Source organism: Synechococcus sp. R65.1 (genome assembly GCF_047461755.1).
Taxonomy (GTDB): Bacteria; Cyanobacteriota; Cyanobacteriia; order Thermostichales; family Thermostichaceae; genus Thermostichus.
This window is the reverse complement of the sequence record NZ_JANSHU010000006.1, coordinates 12613-34618: the sequence shown is the minus strand read 5'-3', so window position 1 is coordinate 34618 and position 22006 is coordinate 12613. Positions and strand designations below refer to the sequence as shown.

Sequence of the window (22006 nt, the reverse complement as noted above, 5' to 3'; positions counted from 1 at the left end):
CTCATGCGCTCTTTTCCGTCTGCTCTGCCAGCTCATCTTTACCGCTGCCTCAGCTGTGGTCAGGAAGGGCTGAGCCTGCCGCCAGCGCGGGAGCCAGGATTTGCTGTGGATCGGGTTTACTGTTCTCGCTGTGGCCAGGTTTACCCCATCCTCCCTTCCGGGGCAGTGGATTTTCTAGCCACCTCGCCAGCGTTGCCCCTCACTCCAGCCCAAGCCATTGCCCATCTGCCCGGCTTTGCCTGGGGCTACGACCGCCTCTGGCGGCCCTGGGCCCTGTCGCTGTTGTCGGGGGAAAGCTTTGGCAGCGAGCGAGAAGGCCAATTGCTGGCCGAGCTGGTGGGAGAGGCAGATCCGGTCTTGGACCTAGGCACGGCAGGAGGGTACTGGAGCCGCCTCCTCCTAGCCAGGGATCCGCAGCGGACGGTGATTGGTCTGGACAATGCGGCGGGGGTGCTGGCAGAGGCAGCCCAACAAGCCCAGCCCCAATGGCAGCACTACAGCCTGGTGCGGGCGCGGGCGGAGCAGCTTCCCCTGGCCTCTGGAGCCTTTGGGGCAGTAATTAGCGGCGCCACCTTAAACGAGGTGCCGTTGGATCCCTGTCTGGAGGAAGTGGCTCGCATCTTGCGTCCCGGAGGCGTCCTGGTGTCCATGCACAGTCAGCAGGTTCAGGGGTGGGGGCAGGTGGTGCAGCGCTGGCTGGAGACGACAGGACTCCGCTTTTTCTCTGCCGATGAGCTGCGCCAGCACCTGGAAGCAGCAGGGCTGCAGTTGGAGCGCTATCTCAGTTTTGGCTGGGTAGCTTTTGTGCAGGCGGTGCGCCGCTAAGGGATCCACTCCAGGCCAACTCCAAAGCTGGATTCCCGCGCTAGGGTGGAGTGGCGCAGGCTGTAGTGGGCAGCAAGACGAAAGGAAGGGCTGATAGCGTAGGCAGCTGTAAGCTCCGCCAGGGTAACCTGGACTTCTCCTGGCTCCTGAGGGGTCAGCCAGGTGTAGCTGGCGGTTAAGTCGGCAGCTTGGAGAGCTAGGGACAAGACAACGAAGGCCCCATAGCTCACACCCCTGAGGCGGCGGTTCTCTTGTTCCAATTCCAAGGCGCGGTAGCCCAGTTGGGGGGCTAGATTGAAGCGGGATCCCATAGGGGCAAGAAAGTAGCGCACCTCTAAGCCGTACTGGCGGACTACTGGGTTCTCAGAAGATTGGCGATAGTCGCCGCTGAGGGTGAGGCGATCCCCCAAGCGCAAGTCCTGCAAGGCAATTCGCCACGCAGAAGCCGACTCAAAACCCGCCTGCAAACGGGTGGGCAAAGCGGGAGTATTGCGGATTTCTTCCAGGAGATTGGGCGGGCCTTGCAGCCAGCGGCGCAACACGGGGCTATCGATTTGGCCCTCCAGCCCCAAAGTATCTCCCTGGGCGGTTGAGGTCAAATTGGCCCAGGCTGGCCACCGGGGCATCAGTCCAGCTCCAAGGAGCAACACACCCAAGCAAAGCCCTCTGCCCACTTCCCCCCTCCCTGCCAGCCCCACCTGGCCGAAAACTATTTGTTTCGGCTGTTGGCCATGATCCGCAGCCGCTGCGACAGGTTTTGCAGTTGCCGCTCAAGTTGCAAATCTTCCCGCTGCAACTGACTAATTTTTTCACAGCTATAGAGAACGGTGGTGTGATCTTTTCCACCAAAGTAGTCGCCAATTTTGGGCAAGCTGAGACGGGTATGTTGGCGCATCAAAAACATGGCGATTTGACGTGCATGACTGACGTCCCGCCTGCGGGAAGATCCCAATAAGCTCTCTCGGTCGATGCCAAATTCCTCACAGACTACATCAACAATCATATCGGGAGTAATTTCCTTGGGTTCGCTGGGAGGGTTGAGGATGGGCCGAATCGTCTCTACACTCATCGGCAAGCCAGAAATGGAGACGTAGGCAACGGCCCGGATGAGGGCACCCTCCAGCTCGCGGATGTTGCTGGTGTAGGTGGTGGCAATATATTCGATGACCTCCAGCGGCAAGCTCATCCCCTCATACTCAGCTTTTTTCTTGAGGATGGCCATACGGGTCTCGATGTCGGGCGGCTGAATTTCTGCAATCAAGCCCATTGAAAACCGAGAACAGAGCCGCTCCTGCAGCCGCGGGATTAGATGAGGGGAGCGGTCGGCGGCCAGCACAATCTGCTTGCCCGATTCATGGAGGGTATTAAAGGTGTGAAAAAACTCCTCCTGGGTGTACTCTTTGCCTTCAATAAATTGGATGTCGTCCACCAACAAAATATCCACATCTCGGTACTGCTCCCGAAAAGACTGCATACTGTCCCGCCGGATGGCGTCGATGAGATCGTTGGTAAAGCGCTCGGTGGACACGTAGAAGACCTTAGCCCGGGGATTGGCCTCTAGCTGGTAGTGGCCAATTGCCTGCATCAGGTGAGTTTTGCCTAGCCCTACGCCACCGCAGAGAAACAGAGGGTTGTAGGCCCGCCCCGGCTTGTCAGCCACGGCCAGGGCTGCAGCATGGGCCATGCGGTTGTTGGGGCCGACCACAAACCGCGAGAAGGAATACTTGGGGTTGAGCTCTGGTGCCCGCATAGGTAAGCTGCTGCCCCCCTCCAGCCCCCGAGGAACAGAATCCGGGAAACTGCCAGCGCAGTAGGAGCTTGGCCTCTCAACTGTCGAAGGAGGCTCTTCCGCAGCCAAGGCTTGGGGAGCAACGGAAAACTCTACCTGCAAAGGGATCCCTGCTACCCGCTGCACCACCTCGGTGATGGTAGAGGCATAGTGCTTCTGCAGCCAGCCTCGTGCCCATTCGCTGGGAGTGGAGATGGTGAGGCGGTTGCCCACTAACGACTCAGGCCGTGCTGTTTTGATCCAAGCCTCAAAGGTTGGCCGGCTGAGCTGCACTTGTAGATGGCCCAGAGCCTGATCCCAGAGCTGATCTAGGGAGATATCCACGCCACACACCCAGAGCGACACACCACAAACCCCGAGAGCTAAGCAGTGCCTCCACTCTCGGGATTCCCAATTTAACTGCTTGGCGTGGGGCCTCCAATCTACCCATTTTCCGATAGGTTTGCTAGCATGGCCTCTCAGTAACTGTCTTTAGGTGAACTGGATTGCCCCCTCGCCAGCCGCGGTGGGCTGTGTTGAAGTTGCGAGTTAGTTTCTCACCATGCCTCAGCGTACCCTTCGTGGCACCAATCGCAGACGCATTCGTGTTTCTGGGTTTCGAGCCAGAATGCGCACCCCAGGTGGGCGGCGAGTCTTGAAGCGGCGGCGGGCCAAGGGGCGTTATCGCCTGGCTGCTTGCTGAGGCACCCAACTCCCCTGCTAGAGGCACAAGCAAGTGTTAACTTGGGGTGGGATCTGGGAGCCGCCACCATGCTACCTGCTCCTTATCGCTTGCGGGATCGGCGGGCATTTCAGGCACTTTACCAGGCAGGTCAGCGGCGTTCTACGGCGGGCTTGACCCTGCTGTTTCAGCCAATGCCGGCAGGAGGTGAAGGGATCCCTAGCCAGGTGGGGCTGGCGGTTAGCAAAAAGGTAGACAAATCGGCGGTACGGCGAAATCGGCTGCGACGTCGCTTGCGGGAGGCCATACGCCTTCTCTGTCCCCAGCTAAAGCCCGGCTATCAGCTGCTGTTTATCCCCAAGCCCAATTTGCTTACCTACAAGTGGCCGGAGCTGCAAGCAGAGGTGCGCTACCTTCTCCAGAAGGCCGATTTACTCGCTAGCCCAGAGGCGAATTCCTAGGGGCGGGCAGGCTGGGCTACCCATGCTAGCCTGAGGTCATCCTTTGCTTGCTATCAAGGAAGTCGGGCCACACCAGCGATAATTCCCGGCTCGATGCTACACTCTGAGGGTTGCCAAAAGCGGTGGGCAATGGGCAGAAACAGGCCCTGGTTATCGCCGTACAGTTCTACTCGTTTGGGCACTTCTGCAAAAAACTTCGCTTCAAGCGTAGATTCCAGAAACTTGGCAGGGCAAACCATTTCCAGGAGACTTTGGGGAAAATGCAAGCTCTTCTATTGCAAAGTTGCCGACCGGGCCTGAGGAAAGTCCCATCAGCATTGTCGATAGCACCAACGCTACTACTTTTGGGCGGCAATGTCTTTTCTCCAACAGCGCAATTCCTGGACGAAGGTGGATCCAAGGCAGAAGCTCCTACAGCTTCCCTTCAAGTTTTGTCGGCTTTGCCAGCTGCCACAGCGAGAACTTGGGTCGCGCAAACCTTGCCAAACCCCGGCAGCTCTGGTGATCGCACTGCCATAAGGCAAGCTGTGCTCACCGACCCATTGATCAACGGGTATCTCCGACAAGCAGCAGCTCGATCTCCCGGTGTGCCGGTTCATCCTCTGGAAACCGGAGCAATCGCCATTGCCGAAAACTATGCTCTGGTTGAAGTCTCTGCCGGAGTTGGCGACCTTCCGGTAATTGATGGCTGCTATTTGCTTAAAAAACACAGTGGTCAGTGGGTAGTGGTGGCTCAGGCGGGCTGGGAGCCAGGGCTAAGCATTAATCAAAGTTGGCTCTCGACAGTGCTAGATGTGCCCAAAGATGTTGTCAGTCGGCTAATTGATACACTTCGCAGTGCCGGCAAGGAGGTTGAGATCGACGACACCTTGTACACAGATGTCCCCCTGCCCTGCATTACTCAGATAGAGGATCCCAATCCGCCGACTAATGTACGGTCGACACCCGCTGTAGCCGCAGGCAATGTTATCGGTCAACTGCCCAATGGAACCGAAGTGCGGGTCATGGAAGTACTCAACGGCTGGCTCAAGATTCGGCAGCCATTGGTGGGCTGGGTATCGATGGGTCTGACACGGGTATCCTGTGGCAACTCCCTGGCAGAAGTGGAAAAGAATCTAGAAGCTCTGCATTCTCTGGAGGGGGAATTGGCCAGAGAGGTCGCCGATACCCTGGTGCGATACCTCTATCGGGGTGCAGAGGGATCCCTTGCCGAAGCAGCGCTGGCCCACTTCAACGAGCTTGCCACCAACCGGTTTTATGCTCTGAAAATGGTGCTTGACAGGCACACTGAAGAGGTGCGTCGTCAGGTATTGCAGCAAGCCATCGCAGCAGGGATCCATCCTCAAGCCCGGACACACTTCGAGCAGGAAATTGCCCAGAGCAAGACTCTCTCCCCTACTCTCAAGACCTGGAAAACGTTGAATCAGAGCCAAACCAGACTGAGACTTTATAAACTAGAGCCCTAGAGCCAGGGCTCCCAATTGCTTCCTATTGCCCTTCAGCAGGGGGTTATTCTGGAATCCAGTTTTGCATGGGAATGTCCAGTTCATGCCATGACGGCCTTGACGCTCAATCTCAGCCCCTTGATGACTCTGACGCGAGAGGATTTTATCCGGCTATGTGCGGCCAATCCTGAGCTAAAGCTAGAGCGCACTGCCCGAGGAGAGCTGGTGATCATGTCCCCCACTGGCGGTGAAGTTGGCCACTGGAATGCAGAGATCACCACAGAGCTAACCCTCTGGAATCGCCAATCAGGCCGAGGCAAAACCTTTGATTCTTCCACGGGGTTTTCTCTGCCCTCAGGCAGCGACCGCTCTCCCGACCTGGCCTGGATCCCGCTGGAAAAGTGGGAGGCTCTGGATCCCCAGACCCGCCGGGGATTCTTGCCCCTGTGTCCTGACTTTGTGGTGGAGATCCTCTCGCCCACCGATTCTTGGGTTCAAGCCCAGGCCAAGATGCAGGAGTACTTGGACAACGGCTGTCGCTTGGGGTGGCTTTTGGATCCCAAGGCCAAGCGGGTGATGATCTACCGGGCAGGACAGGCGCCGGAGCTAGTGGAAGACCCAGAAACCTTGTCGGGAGAAGACGTGCTCCCCGGCTTCACCCTGCCCATCCGCAAAATTTGGTCTGCCGAGAGCTAAGGGATCCGCAAAAGGGGAAACAACTGGTAGTGTCTTAATGGCTTAAAAAACAAGCATTTGGCCCTGCCGACAGGGTGGAGCAGATTGCCCAGAGTTTATCCTATTCACAGCATCTGCAAACAAGGGCAGGCCACCATGAAGGGGTTTGCGCGGGCAATTCGGGTATGGGGCACGGTCGTGGCGCTCAGCGGAGCCCTTCCTGGCAAAGTGATGGGACAGCCAGGCTTGCCGCCGGTGCCGGTCGTCCCCTCTGTTGAGGAGCCGAGAGTCGATCCAGTTCCTCCGTCCCCAGAGGTGTCCCCTGCTGCCAGGATCCCGGCCGCTTCCCCGCCAATGGGCCAGGATCTGCGCTACCTGGTGAGGTTGTTCATCAACGAGTCTTGGCAAGCGGGCAAGCAAGCTGCTGCGGTCAACTACAACGACCTCTACAGCCGCCTGTTGACCCGCACCTACAGGGATCCCCGCCCGCCTATCGAAGTCGAGTACGAGCTGATTCGAGAGATCCTGCGCGAATACGGGGATCCCGCCGATCGCTTCTGGGATCCGCAAAGCTTCAGGGACCTGCTCAACCGTCCTCGCCCGCCTCTCCAGGCGCGTCAGATGGGCCCGCGCCAGGTTTATCTGGCAGTGCCGGAGCTCACCCCTGCCACTGCCCAGCAGATCCGCCAAGCCCTCTACACCCAGGATTACAGCCAGGGCATTGTCCTCGACCTGCGCGGGTCGGTGGGCTATGACCCGCAAGTGATAGCGGATGTGGCGCGCCTATTTTTGCCTCGCTCCGTGCAACCGCTGCTGGTTACCGAAGACCGCTTTGGTCAGTCCACCCCCTGGAACAGCGAAAACCTGCCGCTAGCGGCCGGGATCCCCTTGGTCGTTCTTGTCGACAGCAACACCCGCCAGGGGGCCACCCTCCTGGCAGCTCAGTTGGGAGCTAGCGGCAACACCGTTATTGTGGGACAGACCGCCCAAGGCAGCGAGCGGCAGACCCGCTTCTTTGCCCTTCCTTCTGGCGCAGCGGTGGAGCTGGCCGTGGCCACCTGGAAGACCGGCGATGGACGCTCCTTAGCCCAGGGCTTGGTGCCCCTGCAAAAGGTAGAGGGAGATGAGGACGCTTGGCTAAAGGCCGCTCTAGAGGCCCTGGCCCTACCCCCCCGCCAGCCCAGCCCCCCGCCCCGCCCCACCGTCCTGGTTCAAGAGGGCCGCGTCGGTCGCTTTGTCCTGGGCATGGATACCCGCAACGTCGACACCCACCTTTTGGGCAACGTGGATCTCATCCCCGCCGAGTCACGGGCCAACGTCTTTCAGCCCAACAGCGACCTGAAGATCTTCTACTTGCAGGACTACATCCTCTTTGCCTACCGCCGTCCGGGCGTCCTCAATAGCTTTTTTGCCGACCGCATCTACACCACCCACCCCGAAGCCATGACTGGCGAAGGGATCCGCATCGGCTCCACCTACTCGGAAGTCATTGCCACCTACGGCGGCCCCGGGGAAAATGGCTACAACGAGGTCGTGCCCTATCCCAAAGGGAGCCGGGAATACCTGCGCGACGACCGCTACTATGTCAACTACGACGCCCTCGGCCTGTCTTTTGCCTTTGCGGTGGGCTCTAACCGGGTTACCGCCATTGGCCTGTTCAAGCCGGGGAGTTGAGAGAGCAAAAAGTTAATCGATTGTTAACCTTTTTGTCAAAGGCCCTCAACACCAGCCGGAGCAATGGGGTAAATTAGTGCAGCGGCCCCGGAAGAGGGGTTTTTGTGCTGTTTACATTACCGACTGGGGGAGAAGCCTTTGGCAAACGTTGTGGTTGTTGGTGCCCAGTGGGGCGACGAGGGAAAAGGGAAAATTACCGACCTCCTCAGCGAAAAAGCCCATGTGGTCGTCCGCTACCAAGGCGGCGTCAACGCCGGCCACACCGTGGTGGTGGGGGGCCAGACCTTTAAGTTGCACCTCATTCCCTCTGGCATTCTCTACCCCGATAAGCGCTGCGTCATCGCCAGCGGCACGGTGATCGATCCCGAAGTCTTGCTGGCCGAGATCGACCAGCTGCACCAACTGGGGATCTCCACCCACAACCTCTACATTGCCGAAACGGCCCACGTAACCTTGCCCTACCACCGCCTCATCGACGTGGCCGAAGAAGAGCGGCGCGGCATCTACAAGCTGGGCACCACTGGGCGAGGCATTGGCCCCACCTATGCCGACAAGGCCGAGCGCATGGGCATCCGCGTCGTGGACTTGATGTACCCGGACCAACTGCGGGAGCGCCTCAGTTGGGCCATTCCCTACAAGAATGTTTTGCTGGAGAAGATCTACAACCTGCCCCCCTTAGATCCCGAGCCGATTATCGAACAATACCTGGCCTATGCCGAGCGGCTGCGCCCCTATGTTACCGACGCCGCCCTGCTTCTCACCCAAGCCATCGAGGAGCGGCAGAACATCCTCTTTGAGGGGGCGCAGGGTACGCTGCTGGACATTGACTATGGCACCTACCCCTACGTCACCTCCTCTCATCCCATTGCTGGCGGCGCCTGCGTGGGGGCTGGAGTTGGCCCCACCAGCATCGACCGGGTGATCGGGGTAGCCAAGGCTTACACCACCCGCGTCGGCGAAGGCCCCTTCCCCACCGAACTGAAAGACGAGATTGGCGCCTATTTGCAATCTGCCGGCGGCGAAGTCGGCACCACTACCGGGCGGCAGCGGCGCTGTGGGTGGTTTGATGGCGTCATCGGGCGCTACGCTGTGCGCATCAACGGCCTCGACTGCCTGGCCATCACCAAGCTGGATGTCCTGGATGCTCTGGACGAAATCAAGGTGTGTGTGGCCTACGAGTACCAGGGCCGTGAGATCCACCACTTTCCCAGTGACGCTCGGGTCTTTGCCCAGTGCAAACCCATCTACAAAACCCTGCCCGGCTGGAGGTGCTCCACCAAAGGCTGCCGCTCCGTTGAGGACTTGCCCCCCGAAGCCTACGACTACCTGAAGTTTTTGGCCCAGTTGATGCAGGTGCCGATTGCCATTGTCTCGCTGGGGGCCAGCCGCGACGAGACCATCATTGTCGAGGATCCCATCCACGGCCCTAAGCGCGCTCTGCTCTACCCCAACGGCAGCAAGCAGGTTCACGCCCTCATGCCGGACTGAGGATCGGCGGCTAGTCCCCTGGGGAGCACTGCTTTGGCAAAGCCAGCCCCAGCTTGGGCCGCCCCGAGGGGTCGAGGGAACCCTTGGAGTTGCCGCCACTGCTTCACTTAAGGATCCGCTAAGCTCAAAGGTAGAGATTGCTTGCCCTGTCTTCTGGTCTTCCCATGGCTGCTCCCACCTACTCCATCATCACCTTCGGCTGTCAAATGAATCGGGCCGACAGCGAGCGCATGGCCGGGATCCTGGAGTCGCTGGGGTATGTGCGTGCCGAAGACGCGCTGCAGGCGGACTTGGTTCTCTTTAATACTTGCACCATCCGCGACAACGCTGAGCAAAAGGTGTATTCCTACCTAGGCATCCAGGCGCAGCGCAAGCGGAAAAACCCCGCTATCAAGCTCATCGTGGCCGGCTGCGTGGCCCAGCAGGAGGGAGAGCGGCTGCTGCGCCGCGTCCCCGAGCTCGATCTAGTCATGGGCCCTCAGTACGTCAACCGCCTTGGGGATCTGCTGGCCCAGGTGGAGGCCGGCAACCAAGTGGTGGCCACTGAGCCCGTCGAGATCCCAGAAGACATCACCAAACCCCGCCGCGACAGCCGGGTAACAGCCTGGATTAACGTTATCTACGGCTGCAACGAGCGCTGCACCTACTGCATTGTGCCGCTGGTGCGGGGACGGGAGCAATCGCGCCAACCCCAGGCCATCCGCGCCGAGATGGAGGACGTAGCCCGAGCTGGCTACCGCGAGGTAACCCTACTGGGGCAAAACATCGACGCCTACGGGCGGGATCTGGATCCCAAGACCAACTTGGCCAGCTTGCTGCGCTTTGTCCACTCAGTGGAAGGGATCGAGCGGATCCGCTTTGCCACCAGCCACCCGCGCTACTTTACTGAAGAGCTCATTGCCACCTGTGCTGAGCTGCCTAAGGTGTGCGAGCACTTCCACATTCCCTTCCAGGCGGGCAGCGACGAAGTCCTCAGGCGGATGCGGCGCGGCTATACCCAGGAGCGCTACCGCCAGCTCATCCAGCTCATCCGCCAGTACATACCTGAAGCCACCATTAGCGCCGATGCCATCGTTGGCTTCCCCGGCGAAACAGAGGCCCAGTTCCAGGAAACCCTGCAACTGGTGAAGGATATCGGCTTCGATTTCCTCAATACCGCTGCCTACTCCCCCCGCCCTGGCACGCCAGCAGCCGAGTGGCCCGACCAAGTGCCGGAAGAGGAAAAAAGCGATCGCCTGCAACGACTCAACCGCCTGGTAGCCGAGGTGGCTGCCGCCCGCAGCGCTCGCCTGCTGGGCCAGGTGCAGGAGGTGCTGGTGGAGGGCCCCAACCCCAAAAATCCTCGCCAAGCTATGGGACGTACCCGCGGCAACCGCATCGTTTTCTTCGACGGCGATCCTGAACAACTGCTGGGATCCCTGGTGCCAGTGCGCATCACCGCCACGCGGGCCTTTTCCCTCAGCGGCGAGATTGCCAAGCCTGGGGAAGAGAAACCCCAAGCCGCAGAACTTGGGGCTTGCGCCTAAGCCCACGACGAGGATTGAACTCGTGACCTCCCCCTTACCAAGGGGGTGCTCTGCCACTGAGCTACGTGGGCGGCATGGTGGGCCGAGTTGGATTCGAACCAACGTAGGCGTAAGCCAGCGGATTTACAGTCCGCCCCCTTTAACCACTCGGGCATCGACCCATAGACGCTGGTCCTCCATGGTAGCAGAAAAAAGAGACTAATGCCCAGGAGCAATCTCTGCCCAGGGGGGTAGAGGGGATCTCCCCGAGGCCAAACTGGAGAGAAAACTTGGTAGGGTGGAAGACAGTCTTTTAGCTGGCAACTATGGTTTCAACCCTCGGCACGCCCCCTTCTGTGGTTTCTCCCAACCAGTCGCTGCAGCCGTTAACCAGCCGCGTCAACAGCCAGGGCCACCTGGAAATTGGCGGCTGTGACGTGGTGGAGCTCGTGCGCCAGTTTGGCTCCCCCCTCTACATCCTGGACGAATGGACCCTGCGGCAGGCCTGCCGTCTCTATCGCGACAGCTGGGCCCGCTGCTACGCCGGCAGCTATCGGGTGTTGTATGCCACCAAAGCCTGGAGCTGCCTGGCCATCTGCGCCTTGGCGCTGCAAGAAGGGCTAGGTCTGGACGTGGCCTCTGGCGGCGAGCTGTACACCGCCCTGCAAGCAGGGGCCAAGGGGGAAGATCTCTACCTGCACGGCAACGCCAAGTCGGCAGAGGAGCTGGCCATGGCCCTTGAGGTAGGCTGCACTCTGGTGGCAGATAGCCTCCACGAGCTGCAGCAGCTGGCCGCTCTGGCCACCCCTGACCGGCCGGCCCGTCTGTTGGTGCGGGTTAACCCTGGTATTGACGTCCACACCCACGAGTACATCCGCACCGGCCAAACCGACAGCAAATTCGGCATTGGCCAATGGCAACTGCCGGAGGTGTTTGATTTTCTGGCAGCCCATCCCCAACTGCACTGCGTCGGGCTCCACGCCCACATTGGGTCTCAGATTTTTGACCTGCAAGGACACCGGGATCTGGCAGGAGTGCTGGCCCGCATTTGGCAGCAAGGGCTAGACAGAGGTCTGCCCCTTCAGGAGCTCAATGTGGGCGGCGGCCTGGGGATCCGCTACGTCGAGTCCGACGATCCCCCATCCATCTCCGAGTGGGTGGAAGCGGTGGCCACGGCAGTGCAGCAGAGTTTCACCGCCGCCGGGATCCCACTGCCCAAGGTGCTCTGCGAGCCTGGGCGCTCTGTGGTTGGGCCAGCGGCGGTAACCGCCTATACCTTGGGGGGCAAGAAGTGGATCCCGCCCAGCGACGACCTTCCCGAAGGCCGCCTCTATGTCACCATCGACGGCGGCATGTCCGACAACCCCCGGCCTATCACCTACGGGGCCCGCTACACCGCCCTCTTGGCCAACCGCCCCGAGGCCGAGGCCACCCAGCGGGTGACAGTGGCCGGCAAACACTGCGAGTCGGGAGATGTGCTCTTGAAAGATGTGCTTTTGCCCAACCCAGCGCCCGGCGAAGTCCTAGTTGTGTTGGCCACTGGGGCCTACAACTACAGCATGGCCTCCAACTACAACCGCTTTCCTCGGCCAGCAGCGGTGCTGGTTAACCAAGGGAAGGCCCAGTTAATCCTGCGGCGGGAAACTTATGCCGATTTAATCCGTCTGGATATCCTACCAGAGCAGTTACGGCGCTAGGGGGCTGCCCCAACTTGCCAAGGGGGATCTAGCCCGCTGGTCTCAACAGGGAAGAGCTGGAGGCCAGGGAGGAGAGCAATGGTAGGCTGGTCAGGGAACCAAAGTCCAGCAAGATTCTCACTGCAGGACAGCGCAGGCAGAAGGTCTGGAGCACGAGGGGAGCGTGAACGGGGTTTTTCGGCATGCGGGCGGCCTTATGGGCTTGGCTACAGCAATTTAACCCTCTCAGCCTCTTGGACGGGGCTCTGGCTGTCCTGCTACTGGCTTTGGCCCTCTATTCCACCCGCAAGAGCCGGGCTGGTGTCCTACTGCGGGGATTTACGGTACTGTTGGTACTTTACCTGGCCTCAGCCTCGCTGCCGCTGGTGCACCTCATCTTGGATCGCCTGCTCCTGGCTGCGGCCGTGGCCATGGGGGTGCTCTTTCAGCCGGAGCTTCGGCAGCTCTTGGAGCAGTTGGCAAAGACCATTCCCCTGGAGTGGTCAGATTCGCCAGACGAGGAGGAGGAAGATTCTGAGGAGGGCTTGGTGGAGGAGGTGGTGCAAGCGGTGCGGGAGCTCTCCCAAAGTCGAACGGGGGCTCTGATTGTGATTGAGCCGGATCAGCCCATTGACTCGCGGGTGTTTACGGACAAGGGGGTCTCCCTTCAGGCACGAGTATCGCGGGAACTCTTGCAGACGATTTTTCAGACCTCGACCTTGCTCCACGACGGGGCAGTTCTTATCCATCGGGATCGCATTCGGGCAGCAGGGGTAATCCTGCCAGTCTCGGAGCGGCCTGCTGGGAGGCACCTGGGCACACGACACCGCGCCGCCATGGGGATTACCGAGCAAGCCAATTGCTTGTGTATCGTGGTTTCAGAGGAAACTGGCTCCATTTCTCTAGCAGAGGGTGGACGCATCGAGCGCCCCCTGACCAGTGCCAGGTTACAGGAGCTGCTGCTGGAGCGGCTGCGCCATTCCCGCCAAGCCAAAAAACGAGAGGCTCCTCTGGGGAAACTGGGGATCCACCCTTGGGTTTGTAACGGACTGTTGGGCTGGGGGAGATCCCTGATTGAACTGGCAAAACGCTTTCGCAAACCTAAGAAAACGCTTCCCAAAGGATAACCTCCATGACCCTTTCTCCTGCTCATCTTCTGCAGTTGCCTGCCGATCTCGATCCGCAGTTGTTACCCCGCCACGTGGCCGTGGTGATGGATGGCAACGGGCGGTGGGCGCAAAAGCGAGGGCTTCCTCGCAGCGTCGGCCATCAGCGGGGGGTGGCGGCCTTGAAGGAGCTGGTTCGCTGCTGCCACGACTGGGGGATCCCCCTTCTGACCGTCTACGCCTTCTCCACTGAGAACTGGGGCCGCGCCCGCGAAGAGGTGGATTTTCTCATGACCTTGTTCGAGCAGGTGCTGTGGCAAGAGCTCGAGGAAATGATGGAGCAAGGGGTGCGCCTCCAGTTTGCTGGCCAGCTATCAGCCCTGCCCCCCTCTTTGCAGGAGGCCATTGGGCAGGCAGTGGAGTGTACCCAGCACAACGAGAGCCTTTGCTTGACGGTGGCTCTCAACTACGGAGGAAGGCAAGAGATTCTGGAGGCTTGCCGCTCCATTGCCACCCTGGTTCAGCAGGGACTGCTGCAGCCGGATCAGATCGACGAGGCCCTTTTCTCCCAGTTTCTCTACACCAACGGCCTCTCGGACCCTGACTTGTTAATCCGCACCAGTGGCGAGATGCGCCTCAGTAACTTCTTGCTCTGGCAGATGGCCTACACTGAGCAGTACTTCACCCCCATCCTTTGGCCAGATTTTGACCGCGCTGCTTTTCACCAGGCTCTGCTCAGCTACCAGTCGCGCCAGCGACGATTTGGCAAATGAGAAAACCCCCACTTCTGGAAAAAGGTGAGGGATGAGAGCTCCTTTAGGCGGCACTAGCGCAAAAAGCTGGTTACCAGCCACATCAACCCAAACGTCATCCCCACCAACAGGATGCCAGGAGCATCGCCGCCAGTAAGGGGCAAAGCAAGGGCATAGGCCAACGCCAGCCCCAGGATCAAGGCTGCCAGCGCTAGGAGGAAAGAGCGAAGGAAGCGGCGTTCCTTGCGGTACAGGAAATAGGTAGAGGTCATCAGCCCCAGCGCTAGTTGTAGGGAGGGATACTCTTCAGGGGAGAGGACAACCCAACCCAACAACCCTCCCAAAATCGCTGCCGGCCAAAGGACAGCGGCTACCGAAGGAGTGTCCAGCCAGCGACTCTTCTGGACGGGGCGGGGTAAATTCAACGCTGGCTCGGGAGGAGCAGGACGCTGTTCAGCGTAGCGAATGCGATCCGGGACAGGGATCTTGCCCTCTTTGCGCAGGCGCAGGCGCTGCATCAGAATGGCGTCGTAGGCTTGTTCCACCCGCTCTTGCTGCTCTTCATCGGCAGCCAAGCTGGCCAGGAGCCGTGCTCGCGCCGACTGGATCTCCTCAAAAGAGGCTTCTTCACTGACCCCCAGCACTTGATAGGGACTCATCTCAGCCATGGCGACCAGTCTTGTGACTCTCTATCACCTTAACCTAGCCGCCAATTCAGGAAGGGGTTGGGGAGCTGGCTCGGAAACAGAAAGGAGCACCGCCCGCAGCGATTGGGCCACTTGCTCAACTGCTGCTTGAGTGGTGGCTCTGCCAAGGCTAAGGCGGATAGATCCTAGGGCCTCGGCTTCGGAATAGCCCATGGCTAGGAGAATGCGGCTAGGGATCTGTTGGCCGCTGCTGCAGGCAGAGCCAGCACTGATAGCGATCCCCTGGCGGCTCATTTCCCGCACCAGCACGTTCCCCGAAATCGCGGTAGTGCAGTAACTGAGGTGGTGGGGCAGTCGTTGCTCCAGCTCCGCAGGGCCAGTTAGCCGCAAACTGGGCACGGCAGCTAGTAATTGTGCCAAGTGCCGTTGCAGCTGTCGCAGGCGGGCCGTCTCCTGCTGCAGCTCTTGGGCTGCCAAGGCCGCCGCCACCCCTAGACCGACAATGGCAGGGATCCCTTGGGTGCCGGGCCGCAGCCGCCGTTCTTGCCCGCCCCCCCCTAGCAGCGGCTGCAGCTCTACTCCTGGCCGGACATAGAGCGCTCCCACCCCTTGAGGGCCGTAGAGCTTGTGCCCAGAAAGGGAGAGCAGATCCACCGGCAGCTGCGCCAGATCCAAGGGGATCCGCCCCACCGTCTGCACCGCGTCGGTGTGGAACAGGACCCCCGCTTGGCGGCAGATCTGCCCCAGCTCGGCAATGGGCTGCAGGGATCCCACCTCGTTCTGACCATGGACAACGGAGACCAAAACGGTGTTGGGCTGGAGCGCCTGGAGCAACGCTTGGGGATCCACCTGGCCGGCAGCATTTACCGGCAGGCGGGTCACCTGCCAGCCCTGGGCCTGCAAGCGGCGGGCGGCATTCTCCACCGAGGCATGCTCAACGCTGGAGATGATTAGGTGCTGCGGCTGGGAGTAGCGCTGCGCCACCCCAAATAAGGCCAAGTTGTTAGACTCCGTCCCGCCGGAAGTAAACACCAGGGCCTCCGGCTCACAGTTGAGCAGCCCAGCCACCTGCTGCCGCGCCCGTTCCATGGCCATGGCAGCCCGTTCTCCCCACCCGTGCAAGCTGGAGGGGTTGCCCCAACTTTCTTGCATTGCCAGCCGCATGGCCTCGATCACCTCCGGACGCGGCGGGGTAGTGGCGCTGTGATCGAAGTACAGGGCGGGATCCAGATTGGGCATGGGCAGCTCAGCTTCTAGGATTTGCTGTCCCCATCTTAGTGTTGGCAGCAGCTTACTGGGGCTTTGTCCTCCTTCGCGACGGCTAGGTTACTTTTTCCTGAAAAGGCTAGGGGGTTGGCGGTGCAGAACCACCGATTCCACCAGGCCAATGGCCAGAAAGTTGGCTAGCAAAGCCGAGCGGCCATAGCTTAAAAAAGGCAAGGGCAAACCTGTGATGGGAGCTAGGCCAACAGTCATGCCGATGTTGACCACTGCTTGAAAGAGGATCATCGCTAGCACCCCAATGGCGATCAGAGACCCGAAGTTGTCCTTAGCTCCTTGGGCAATCCAAATTAGCCGTGCACACAGAATCCAAAGCAGGATCAACACCGTTAAGGTGCCGACAAAGCCCATCTCTTCCCCGATGGCGGAGAAAATGAAGTCGGTGTGTTGCTCGGGGATGAAGTCCAGTTGGGTTTGGGTGCCCTGGTGGAGGCCGCGGCCCCAGAGCCCGCCAGCGCCAATGGCAATGCGAGACTGGATGAGGTGGTAGCCAGATCCCCAGGGCTCTTGGGTGGGGTCGAGGAAGATCTCCAGCCGCCGCCGCTGGTAGGGCTTGAGCAGGTTCCAGGCCACCTGGCCTAGCTGCCCCGAGAGCAGGTTAATGACACCAAAGGTCACTGCCCCTGTCCACCGCCAAGGCAGCTTCCAAGCGGCTAGGCTTGCCATGCCCAGACACCAGAGTAACCAAACCCAGATCATCCAACTCAGCTCGGGGCGGGTGTGCAGGCCGTAGAGAATGGCTCCCACCCCTGGCGACACCAGCAAGAGGATCCAACTGCCCTTGGCTCCAGCCCAGTAGAGCATGGCTAGCAAGATAGCCACAAACACCAGGGCCGTACCCAAATTGGGCTGAAGAAAGATCAAAATCCAAGGAGGGGCGACGACGGCAACAGCTACCCAAATCTGGCTGAAGTACCTGATTGGCCAGTGATGCAAAATGGCCGCCAGGGTAATAATGACCCCCACCTTGGCAAACTCGGACGGTTGCACCTGAACGCCGGCAATGGAGAACCACCGCTCGGCTCCCCCTGCTGCTGTGCCGAAAAAAAGCACCGCAATCAAGCCCGCCAAGCTTAGGAAGTAGGTCAACCAGTGCCAGCGCAACAGCCGCTCATAGGGGATCCGGGCCACCATCCCCAAGAGCACCAGGCCGATGCCAGCCATGATCAACTGCTGCAGCCAGTAATGGCTGACGGGGCGCCCCCAGACCGCGCTGCGGATGGCAATGATGCCGATGCCCGTCAAGGTCAGCACCGTAGCTAGCAAAATGCCGTCAAACTCCTGCCAAGGCGACAAGATTTGCTGTAGGCGCTGTTTCCAGCTTGCCCGGGGGGGCACTTTCGGCTCAGCGCTGTGCAGGGAGCGGGTCATACCTAGGGAGCAACGCCGGCACTAGTTTATCCCAGCTCTGCCGTTGTCCCCACCAGGCAGCAGCAAGTAATCGGTATCGACCGCCATCCCTGACCCAGGACGCTAGGCCACAACCTCGCCCCCAGTTGCCCGTAGGTTTCAGTATCCAGGCGGGTACTGAAGCCGATAACGGCTTTATTCACACCATCACACGGTACTCCTCGTGCGGCCGCCCTGGTTTTGACCAATTTTTAGCGGGGGCCAGCTAGTGCCCACTGAGGCGATAGACCGGCAGGGTGAAATGAAAACTGCTGCCCTTACCTGGGATAGATTCCACCCAAATCTGGCCGTAGTGGGCACGCACGATGCGACGGCAGAGGGAAAGGCCAATGCCGTAGCCCTCCTGCTGCTGATCGCGCTCTAGGCGCACAGCCTCGGAGAAGATCTTCTCTTGCTCAGCTTCAGGGATCCCAGGGCCAGTATCGCTGACAGTCACTTGGATCTTTTGACTGGTGCGGTGAAGGATGGCAAGGCGAATAGATCCCCCAGCAGGGGTGTACTTGATGGCGTTGTCCAGGAGGTTAAAGATCACCTGGCGGATTTTGTCGGGATCCACGTGAACCGTGGGCAGATCCAGGGGAATATCGACTTGAAACTGCAACTGCTTGGCCTGGATACGGGGCTGCAGCTCCTCAATAAGCGGCTGGCATAGGCTAGCCAGTTGGGTTTCTACCGCCCGGATCCTCAGCTCCGAAGCGCTGCCGCGGGCCGATTCAAGAATGTCGGTGATCATGCTGTCCATCTTGCGCAACTGCTGGCGGGCGTGCTCGAACAGTTGCCGCTCCAGAGCCTTGTCCAGGGATCCCTCGCGCGCTTGCTGCAGGGTTTCCACCGCTAGAGCTGTAGCCGTCAGAGGGCTGCGCAAATCGTGAACCAGCATCGCCAGAACGCGGTCTTTAAAATCCAGCTGTTCCCGCAATTGGGCTCGCTCTTGCCGCAGCAAGAACACCTCCTCTGACAGCTGGAGCAGCGCCTCGGTGATGGGAGGAGGGGTGGGATCCTGACCCTCCTTTTGTTGGTGGGAGGCAAGAGCCGCCTGACCCTGCCAGCGAGGCCACCACACTTCCAGTTGCGTCGCCAAGTCCTCCCCCGCCAAAACCTGGGCTGGCAAGGGCTCTGCCTTCACTAAAGCGGGGGTCACCACCAGCTTGTAGTGCTCCGCCAGGTAGGGGTGCTCTTCTAGCGGCACCACTTTTAGATGGGCAGGATATTGGCCAGGTAAGCTCTGGATGTGCCGACGGAGTTGCTCTGCCAGTTCTTCGACGTTGGCTCGGCCTTGGGCAAACAACAGCAGCCGAATGGTGGAACGGGTAGAAGCGCAATCTAGCGAGGTTTGCATAGGCCAAAGTCCAAAGGGCGGCGGGTACCTTGAGCTCACCCTCCACGCCGTTGAGCTTAGCGAAACAGGTAGGCCAGACCCACCAGCACAGCCACTAGCCCCACCGTGGTCAAGCTGAAGTGCAGGAGAGAGGTTCTGCCTTTGCGCACCATGTTGCGCATGGCCAGGCGAACATAGCTGGGCGAGGATCCCTTCTCGCTCTGCGAGGAGCTAACCGGCGAAGGCTGGGACATTGGGATGTCGGAAACGCGGGCCGATACCTCTAACCTAGCTCAAGCTGCCCCCGTTAATACACCTGCGGCCACCAGCTCATCAGTCAAACCGGCAAGGGATCCCTAGGCACTGCTGCAACAACAGCTTTCGGTACTCTTGGCCATCCACGAGAAAAGCCCCAAAGCGGGCCAGGTGCGGGTTCATTAGCTGGGCGTCAAAAAGGCGAAAGCCCCGCTCCCGCAGGTGTTCCACCAACTTCACCAGCGCCACTTTGGAGCCATTGGGAATGCGGTAAAACATCGACTCGCCAATGAAAGCCGCCCCCAAGGTAATGCCCAGGATCCCGCCTGCGAGAACTTCTCCCTGCCAGGTCTCAAAGCTGTGAGCAAACCCCGCTTGGTGCAGAGCTAGGTAAATCTGCTTTAACTCCGAGCTAATCCAGGTTTTTGGTCGAGCAGCGCAGCCCTCCACCACCTGCTCAAAAGCGCTGTTGATGCGCACCTGAAAGCGACCGCCGCGCACTAGGGGCCTCAGGGAGCGCGGACAGTGAAACCGCTCGTCCAGAGGGATTAGCGCATGCTGCCTACAGCCATACCACCCCAGGGATCCCCTCTCTTCATCGGCCATGAGAAAGTAGCCCTGGGCATAGCCGGCCACAATGGCGGTTATGTCTACCTGCATACTCATTGCCAGTTTGGCGAGAGGGTGGCGAAATCCCCCGCCTCGGCCTTGGGGTGACAATCCACACAGCCACTTACTCGCACTGGGGTAGGAAAGTCCACCTGCAGGTGCAAAGCCCGGAAGTAGCGAGACTCGGCTAGACGATAGGGCACTGGCTCCCCCTGCCGCAGCGGACGAGAGTTGGGCCGTAAATAGCCCCAAGCCAGTTGGAAAGTCACACCGGTCAAGGGCTGAATCTGCTGGCCGTAGTGGTTGGGATCCTGCAGCAGCCGTTGCCAGGTTTCGGTGGGCAACACCTGAGCGGGCAGCGCCACGTGGCAGGTGCCGCAACTGCGCACGTACTGAGCCTGCGCCAGCTGGGTCGGGGTGAGATCCTGCTGCGCTTGTACCCCAGCTAGCAGGGATCCCATCAAGCCGGCCAGCAGCGCAATCCAGCTGACAAGCCAAAATTGCCGCCGTCGTTTTAAGGAAGCCATGCTCTTGCCTTGAGTTTCAATAGATCCCCTAGTGAGTTTCCAGGATGAGCCTCTCCTGCCAGCCAGTAATCTAGAGCAGCCGGGTGCTGTTTGGCTGGCCTAATCCCGGCAGAGGGATCCAAGACGAGCCCGGCAGATGGCAATTTCCGCGGGGGTAAGGCTATCCCAGCGGACATCGCGGCGCAGAACCAAGCCATTGTGACTGGTGAGGAAGCGAGGGAGCTGGGCCTGGTCAATCACACTTAGATCCCGCATGTCGTAGGTTGTGTAGTGGGTAATCTCTGGGGAGGCGAAGTCAATGTCGATGAGGGTAAGGGTCTTGCGGGGTGGCAGGGGGCTGCCCAACAGGGGGCGGGGCCCAGAGCCGAGAGCGCCACAGTGAAGCAGCTGCAACTGTCCCTTGTAGCCAGGATAGTAGGCGTGGTGGTGGCCGCTGATGTAAACATGGACGCGGTACCTTTCCAGCAGAGCTCGCTTGGCTTCAGCATCCAGCAGCACTTCTCCTGGATGGTCGCGCCCGACGGCAACGGCATAGAGGGGCAGGTGACCAATGACGATGCGCAGCTTGGCCTGTTGAGCCCGCTCGCTGGCTAGCGCTGCTTCTGCCCAAGCCATCTGTTCAGAGGGAATGAAGTTGCAGCTAGCGTCCCAAACTAGGTAGAAAACCCCATCTTTTTCAAAGGTGTAATAGAAGGGGAAATCGCCCCGATCCACAAAATTCAGGCCGGGATCATGGGCGGGATCGTTCCAAAACTCGCGGGCCAGATCCCGTTCCTTTTGAAAGAGAAAACCACCGCGGGCGTTGCGGGCACAGGAAGCATCGTGGTTGCCCAAGGTAAAGCCATAGGGCAGCTGGGCAGCGCGCAGCGGAGCTGCCACATGTTGGTCAAAGGCTGCCCACATGGCGCGGATGCGCTCTTCAGAAAGGCGGGGATCCTGCCCTGCCACCATGTCCCCTCCTCCCAAGACGATATCCGGCTGGAAGTAGGGGATGAGGCGGATGGCCCGATCCACCTCTGGGTCATAGTCCACCGAGCCGTAGAGGCCATTTAGGTCACTAATCACCACGAGGCGCAGATCTCGGCGGGGAGGGATGTAGAAGCCGCGAGGAGCTTCGGGACGGAGGACAGCCGTAGGGGTGGGCTGCGGCAGCAGAGGTGGCGCTTTCCTTGTCGGCTTTGGCTGAGAAGCCAGGGGCTGCCGACTGGCCCAGTAGGCCCCTGCCCATGCGCTGCTAACGGCTAACCCCAACAAGCCTAGGAGCAGCTTGCGCCGCCTCATCCTAACTCCTCCTCCACACCCCAGCGGTATTGTAGAAAATGGACAGGCTGCTGTTGGCGCCACGGCCTGGAGAGGTCGACGGCCAGTTTTTTGAAGGCTTTGGGGTGGCTTCTAGAAGCCAAATCGCGGATGCTAGGCTAAGTTGGATTGGCAATTCGCTATCTCGAACTCGGTATGGCTTGAGGTTTTCCCATGCCTCGCCCTGTGGATTCTTTGGAAGCTGCGCTAGAGCGATGCCGGGAGTGCAATCTTCGTCTTAGCCGGCAGCGCCGCTACATTTTGGAACTCTTGTGGCAATGTGGCGAGCACCTCTCGGCGCGAGAAATCTACGACCGTCTTAATCGGCAAGGCAAGCCCATTGGCCACACTTCCGTCTATCAAAACCTAGAGGCTCTGGCTAGGCACAACATCATTGAGTGCCTGGATCGCGCTGATGGGCGCCGCTACGGCAGGTGTACCCACCCCCACAGCCATGTCAATTGTCTAGATAGCAACCGCATTCTCGACGTAGAGGTAGAGTTGCCGCCGGAGTTGCTGGCTGAGGTGGAGCAAAAGACCGGCACCCGCATCCACAGCTATCGCATCGAGTTCTTTGGTGTGGAAAATCCAGGAAGAAGCTAA

Annotated in this window: 22 protein-coding genes and 2 tRNA genes; 12 read left to right on the top strand and 12 right to left on the bottom strand. The window is 59.9% G+C overall.

All coding sequences use genetic code 11. From position 1 onward, the window contains the following. The first annotated feature begins 3 nt into the window (after nucleotides 1–3). Nucleotides 4–825, top strand: a complete 822-nt coding sequence (locus NW814_RS04305; protein WP_414405328.1) for a class I SAM-dependent methyltransferase — start codon at nucleotides 4–6, stop codon at nucleotides 823–825. Here the strand turns inward: NW814_RS04305 and NW814_RS04300 are convergent. Both NW814_RS04300 and dnaA read right to left on the bottom strand, forming a co-directional pair. Then, the gene (locus NW814_RS04300) at nucleotides 822–1451 is read right to left on the bottom strand and encodes a hypothetical protein (protein WP_414405327.1); all 630 of its coding nucleotides are present in this window, start codon (nucleotides 1449–1451) and stop codon (nucleotides 822–824) included. The two genes, NW814_RS04305 and NW814_RS04300, sit on opposite strands and share 4 nt — an antisense overlap. 83 nt (nucleotides 1452–1534) lie before the next feature. Then, nucleotides 1535–2938 carry a chromosomal replication initiator protein DnaA gene (gene dnaA / locus NW814_RS04295; protein ID WP_414405375.1) on the bottom strand — a complete coding sequence of 468 codons (1404 nt, stop codon included), beginning with the start codon at nucleotides 2936–2938 and terminating at the stop codon, nucleotides 1535–1537. 217 nt (nucleotides 2939–3155) lie between these two features. On the opposite strand from dnaA, the gene rpmH reads away from it, so the two are divergent. The 7 genes from rpmH to miaB all read left to right on the top strand — a co-directional run bounded on the left by rpmH (nucleotide 3156) and on the right by miaB (nucleotide 10544). Then, nucleotides 3156–3296 carry a 50S ribosomal protein L34 gene (gene rpmH / locus NW814_RS04290; protein ID WP_414393711.1) on the top strand — a complete coding sequence of 47 codons (141 nt, stop codon included), beginning with the start codon at nucleotides 3156–3158 and terminating at the stop codon, nucleotides 3294–3296. 68 nt (nucleotides 3297–3364) lie between these two features. After that, nucleotides 3365–3736, top strand: a complete 372-nt coding sequence (gene rnpA / locus NW814_RS04285) for a ribonuclease P protein component (RefSeq protein ID WP_414393714.1) — start codon at nucleotides 3365–3367, stop codon at nucleotides 3734–3736. Between the two features lie 587 nt (nucleotides 3737–4323). Next, complete coding sequence (locus tag NW814_RS04280; RefSeq protein ID WP_414405326.1) at nucleotides 4324–5202, top strand: SH3 domain-containing protein; 879 nt, start codon at nucleotides 4324–4326, stop codon at nucleotides 5200–5202. A gap of 87 nt (nucleotides 5203–5289) precedes the next feature. After that, nucleotides 5290–5877 carry a Uma2 family endonuclease gene (locus NW814_RS04275; RefSeq protein ID WP_414401362.1) on the top strand — a complete coding sequence of 196 codons (588 nt, stop codon included), beginning with the start codon at nucleotides 5290–5292 and terminating at the stop codon, nucleotides 5875–5877. Between the two features lie 135 nt (nucleotides 5878–6012). After that, complete coding sequence (locus NW814_RS04270; RefSeq protein ID WP_414405325.1) at nucleotides 6013–7530, top strand: S41 family peptidase; 1518 nt, start codon at nucleotides 6013–6015, stop codon at nucleotides 7528–7530. A 138-nt stretch (nucleotides 7531–7668) separates the two neighbouring features. After that, nucleotides 7669–9018 carry an adenylosuccinate synthase gene (locus NW814_RS04265; protein WP_414393723.1) on the top strand — a complete coding sequence of 450 codons (1350 nt, stop codon included), beginning with the start codon at nucleotides 7669–7671 and terminating at the stop codon, nucleotides 9016–9018. A 164-nt stretch (nucleotides 9019–9182) separates the two neighbouring features. After that, nucleotides 9183–10544 carry a tRNA (N6-isopentenyl adenosine(37)-C2)-methylthiotransferase MiaB gene (gene miaB, locus NW814_RS04260; protein ID WP_414393726.1) on the top strand — a complete coding sequence of 454 codons (1362 nt, stop codon included), beginning with the start codon at nucleotides 9183–9185 and terminating at the stop codon, nucleotides 10542–10544. Here the strand turns inward: miaB and NW814_RS04255 are convergent. Beyond that, a tRNA-Thr gene (locus NW814_RS04255) sits at nucleotides 10544–10615 on the bottom strand. The two genes, miaB and NW814_RS04255, sit on opposite strands and share 1 nt — an antisense overlap. 4 nt (nucleotides 10616–10619) lie before the next feature. Continuing rightward, a tRNA-Tyr gene (locus NW814_RS04250) sits at nucleotides 10620–10705 on the bottom strand. Nucleotides 10706–10849: 144 nt separating this feature from the next. Between NW814_RS04250 and lysA the strand changes: the two genes are divergently transcribed. The 3 genes from lysA (at nucleotide 10850) to NW814_RS04235 (ending at nucleotide 14078) form a co-directional block, all read left to right on the top strand. Then, nucleotides 10850–12220 carry a diaminopimelate decarboxylase gene (lysA, locus tag NW814_RS04245; RefSeq protein WP_414393729.1) on the top strand — a complete coding sequence of 457 codons (1371 nt, stop codon included), beginning with the start codon at nucleotides 10850–10852 and terminating at the stop codon, nucleotides 12218–12220. 182 nt (nucleotides 12221–12402) lie between these two features. Continuing rightward, nucleotides 12403–13326, top strand: coding sequence for a diadenylate cyclase CdaA (cdaA, locus tag NW814_RS04240; RefSeq protein WP_414393732.1), 924 nt, complete (start codon nucleotides 12403–12405; stop codon nucleotides 13324–13326). A gap of 5 nt (nucleotides 13327–13331) precedes the next feature. Beyond that, nucleotides 13332–14078 (top strand): isoprenyl transferase, encoded by a 747-nt coding sequence (locus tag NW814_RS04235; protein WP_414393735.1) that lies wholly within the window; start codon nucleotides 13332–13334, stop codon nucleotides 14076–14078. 53 nt (nucleotides 14079–14131) lie between these two features. Here the strand turns inward: NW814_RS04235 and NW814_RS04230 are convergent, their stop codons facing one another. The 8 genes from NW814_RS04230 to NW814_RS04195 all read right to left on the bottom strand — a co-directional run bounded on the left by NW814_RS04230 (nucleotide 14132) and on the right by NW814_RS04195 (nucleotide 21385). Continuing rightward, nucleotides 14132–14716 carry a CPP1-like family protein gene (locus tag NW814_RS04230; protein WP_414405324.1) on the bottom strand — a complete coding sequence of 195 codons (585 nt, stop codon included), beginning with the start codon at nucleotides 14714–14716 and terminating at the stop codon, nucleotides 14132–14134. A gap of 33 nt (nucleotides 14717–14749) precedes the next feature. Further along, nucleotides 14750–15943, bottom strand: coding sequence for a cysteine desulfurase family protein (locus tag NW814_RS04225; RefSeq protein ID WP_414405323.1), 1194 nt, complete (start codon nucleotides 15941–15943; stop codon nucleotides 14750–14752). Between the two features lie 87 nt (nucleotides 15944–16030). Then, entirely contained in the window at nucleotides 16031–17356 is a 1326-nt protein-coding gene (gene rodA, locus NW814_RS04220; protein WP_414405322.1) for a rod shape-determining protein RodA, read from the bottom strand. A 244-nt stretch (nucleotides 17357–17600) separates the two neighbouring features. Then, the gene (locus tag NW814_RS04215) at nucleotides 17601–18734 is read right to left on the bottom strand and encodes a histidine kinase (RefSeq protein ID WP_414393744.1); all 1134 of its coding nucleotides are present in this window, start codon (nucleotides 18732–18734) and stop codon (nucleotides 17601–17603) included. Between the two features lie 56 nt (nucleotides 18735–18790). Next, nucleotides 18791–18967, bottom strand: coding sequence for a DUF3285 domain-containing protein (locus NW814_RS04210; RefSeq protein ID WP_414393745.1), 177 nt, complete (start codon nucleotides 18965–18967; stop codon nucleotides 18791–18793). Nucleotides 18968–19046: 79 nt separating this feature from the next. Further along, nucleotides 19047–19628, bottom strand: a complete 582-nt coding sequence (gene aat / locus NW814_RS04205) for a leucyl/phenylalanyl-tRNA--protein transferase (RefSeq protein ID WP_414405321.1) — start codon at nucleotides 19626–19628, stop codon at nucleotides 19047–19049. Between the two features lie 2 nt (nucleotides 19629–19630). After that, complete coding sequence (locus tag NW814_RS04200) at nucleotides 19631–20104, bottom strand: hypothetical protein (protein ID WP_414393749.1); 474 nt, start codon at nucleotides 20102–20104, stop codon at nucleotides 19631–19633. Between the two features lie 99 nt (nucleotides 20105–20203). Beyond that, nucleotides 20204–21385: a metallophosphoesterase family protein gene (locus tag NW814_RS04195; protein WP_414405320.1), complete on the bottom strand. Its 1182-nt coding sequence runs from the start codon at nucleotides 21383–21385 to the stop codon at nucleotides 20204–20206. A 192-nt stretch (nucleotides 21386–21577) separates the two neighbouring features. Here NW814_RS04195 and NW814_RS04190 point away from each other — a divergent pair, with 192 nt between their 5' ends. Continuing rightward, entirely contained in the window at nucleotides 21578–22006 is a 429-nt protein-coding gene (locus tag NW814_RS04190; RefSeq protein ID WP_414405319.1) for a Fur family transcriptional regulator, read from the top strand.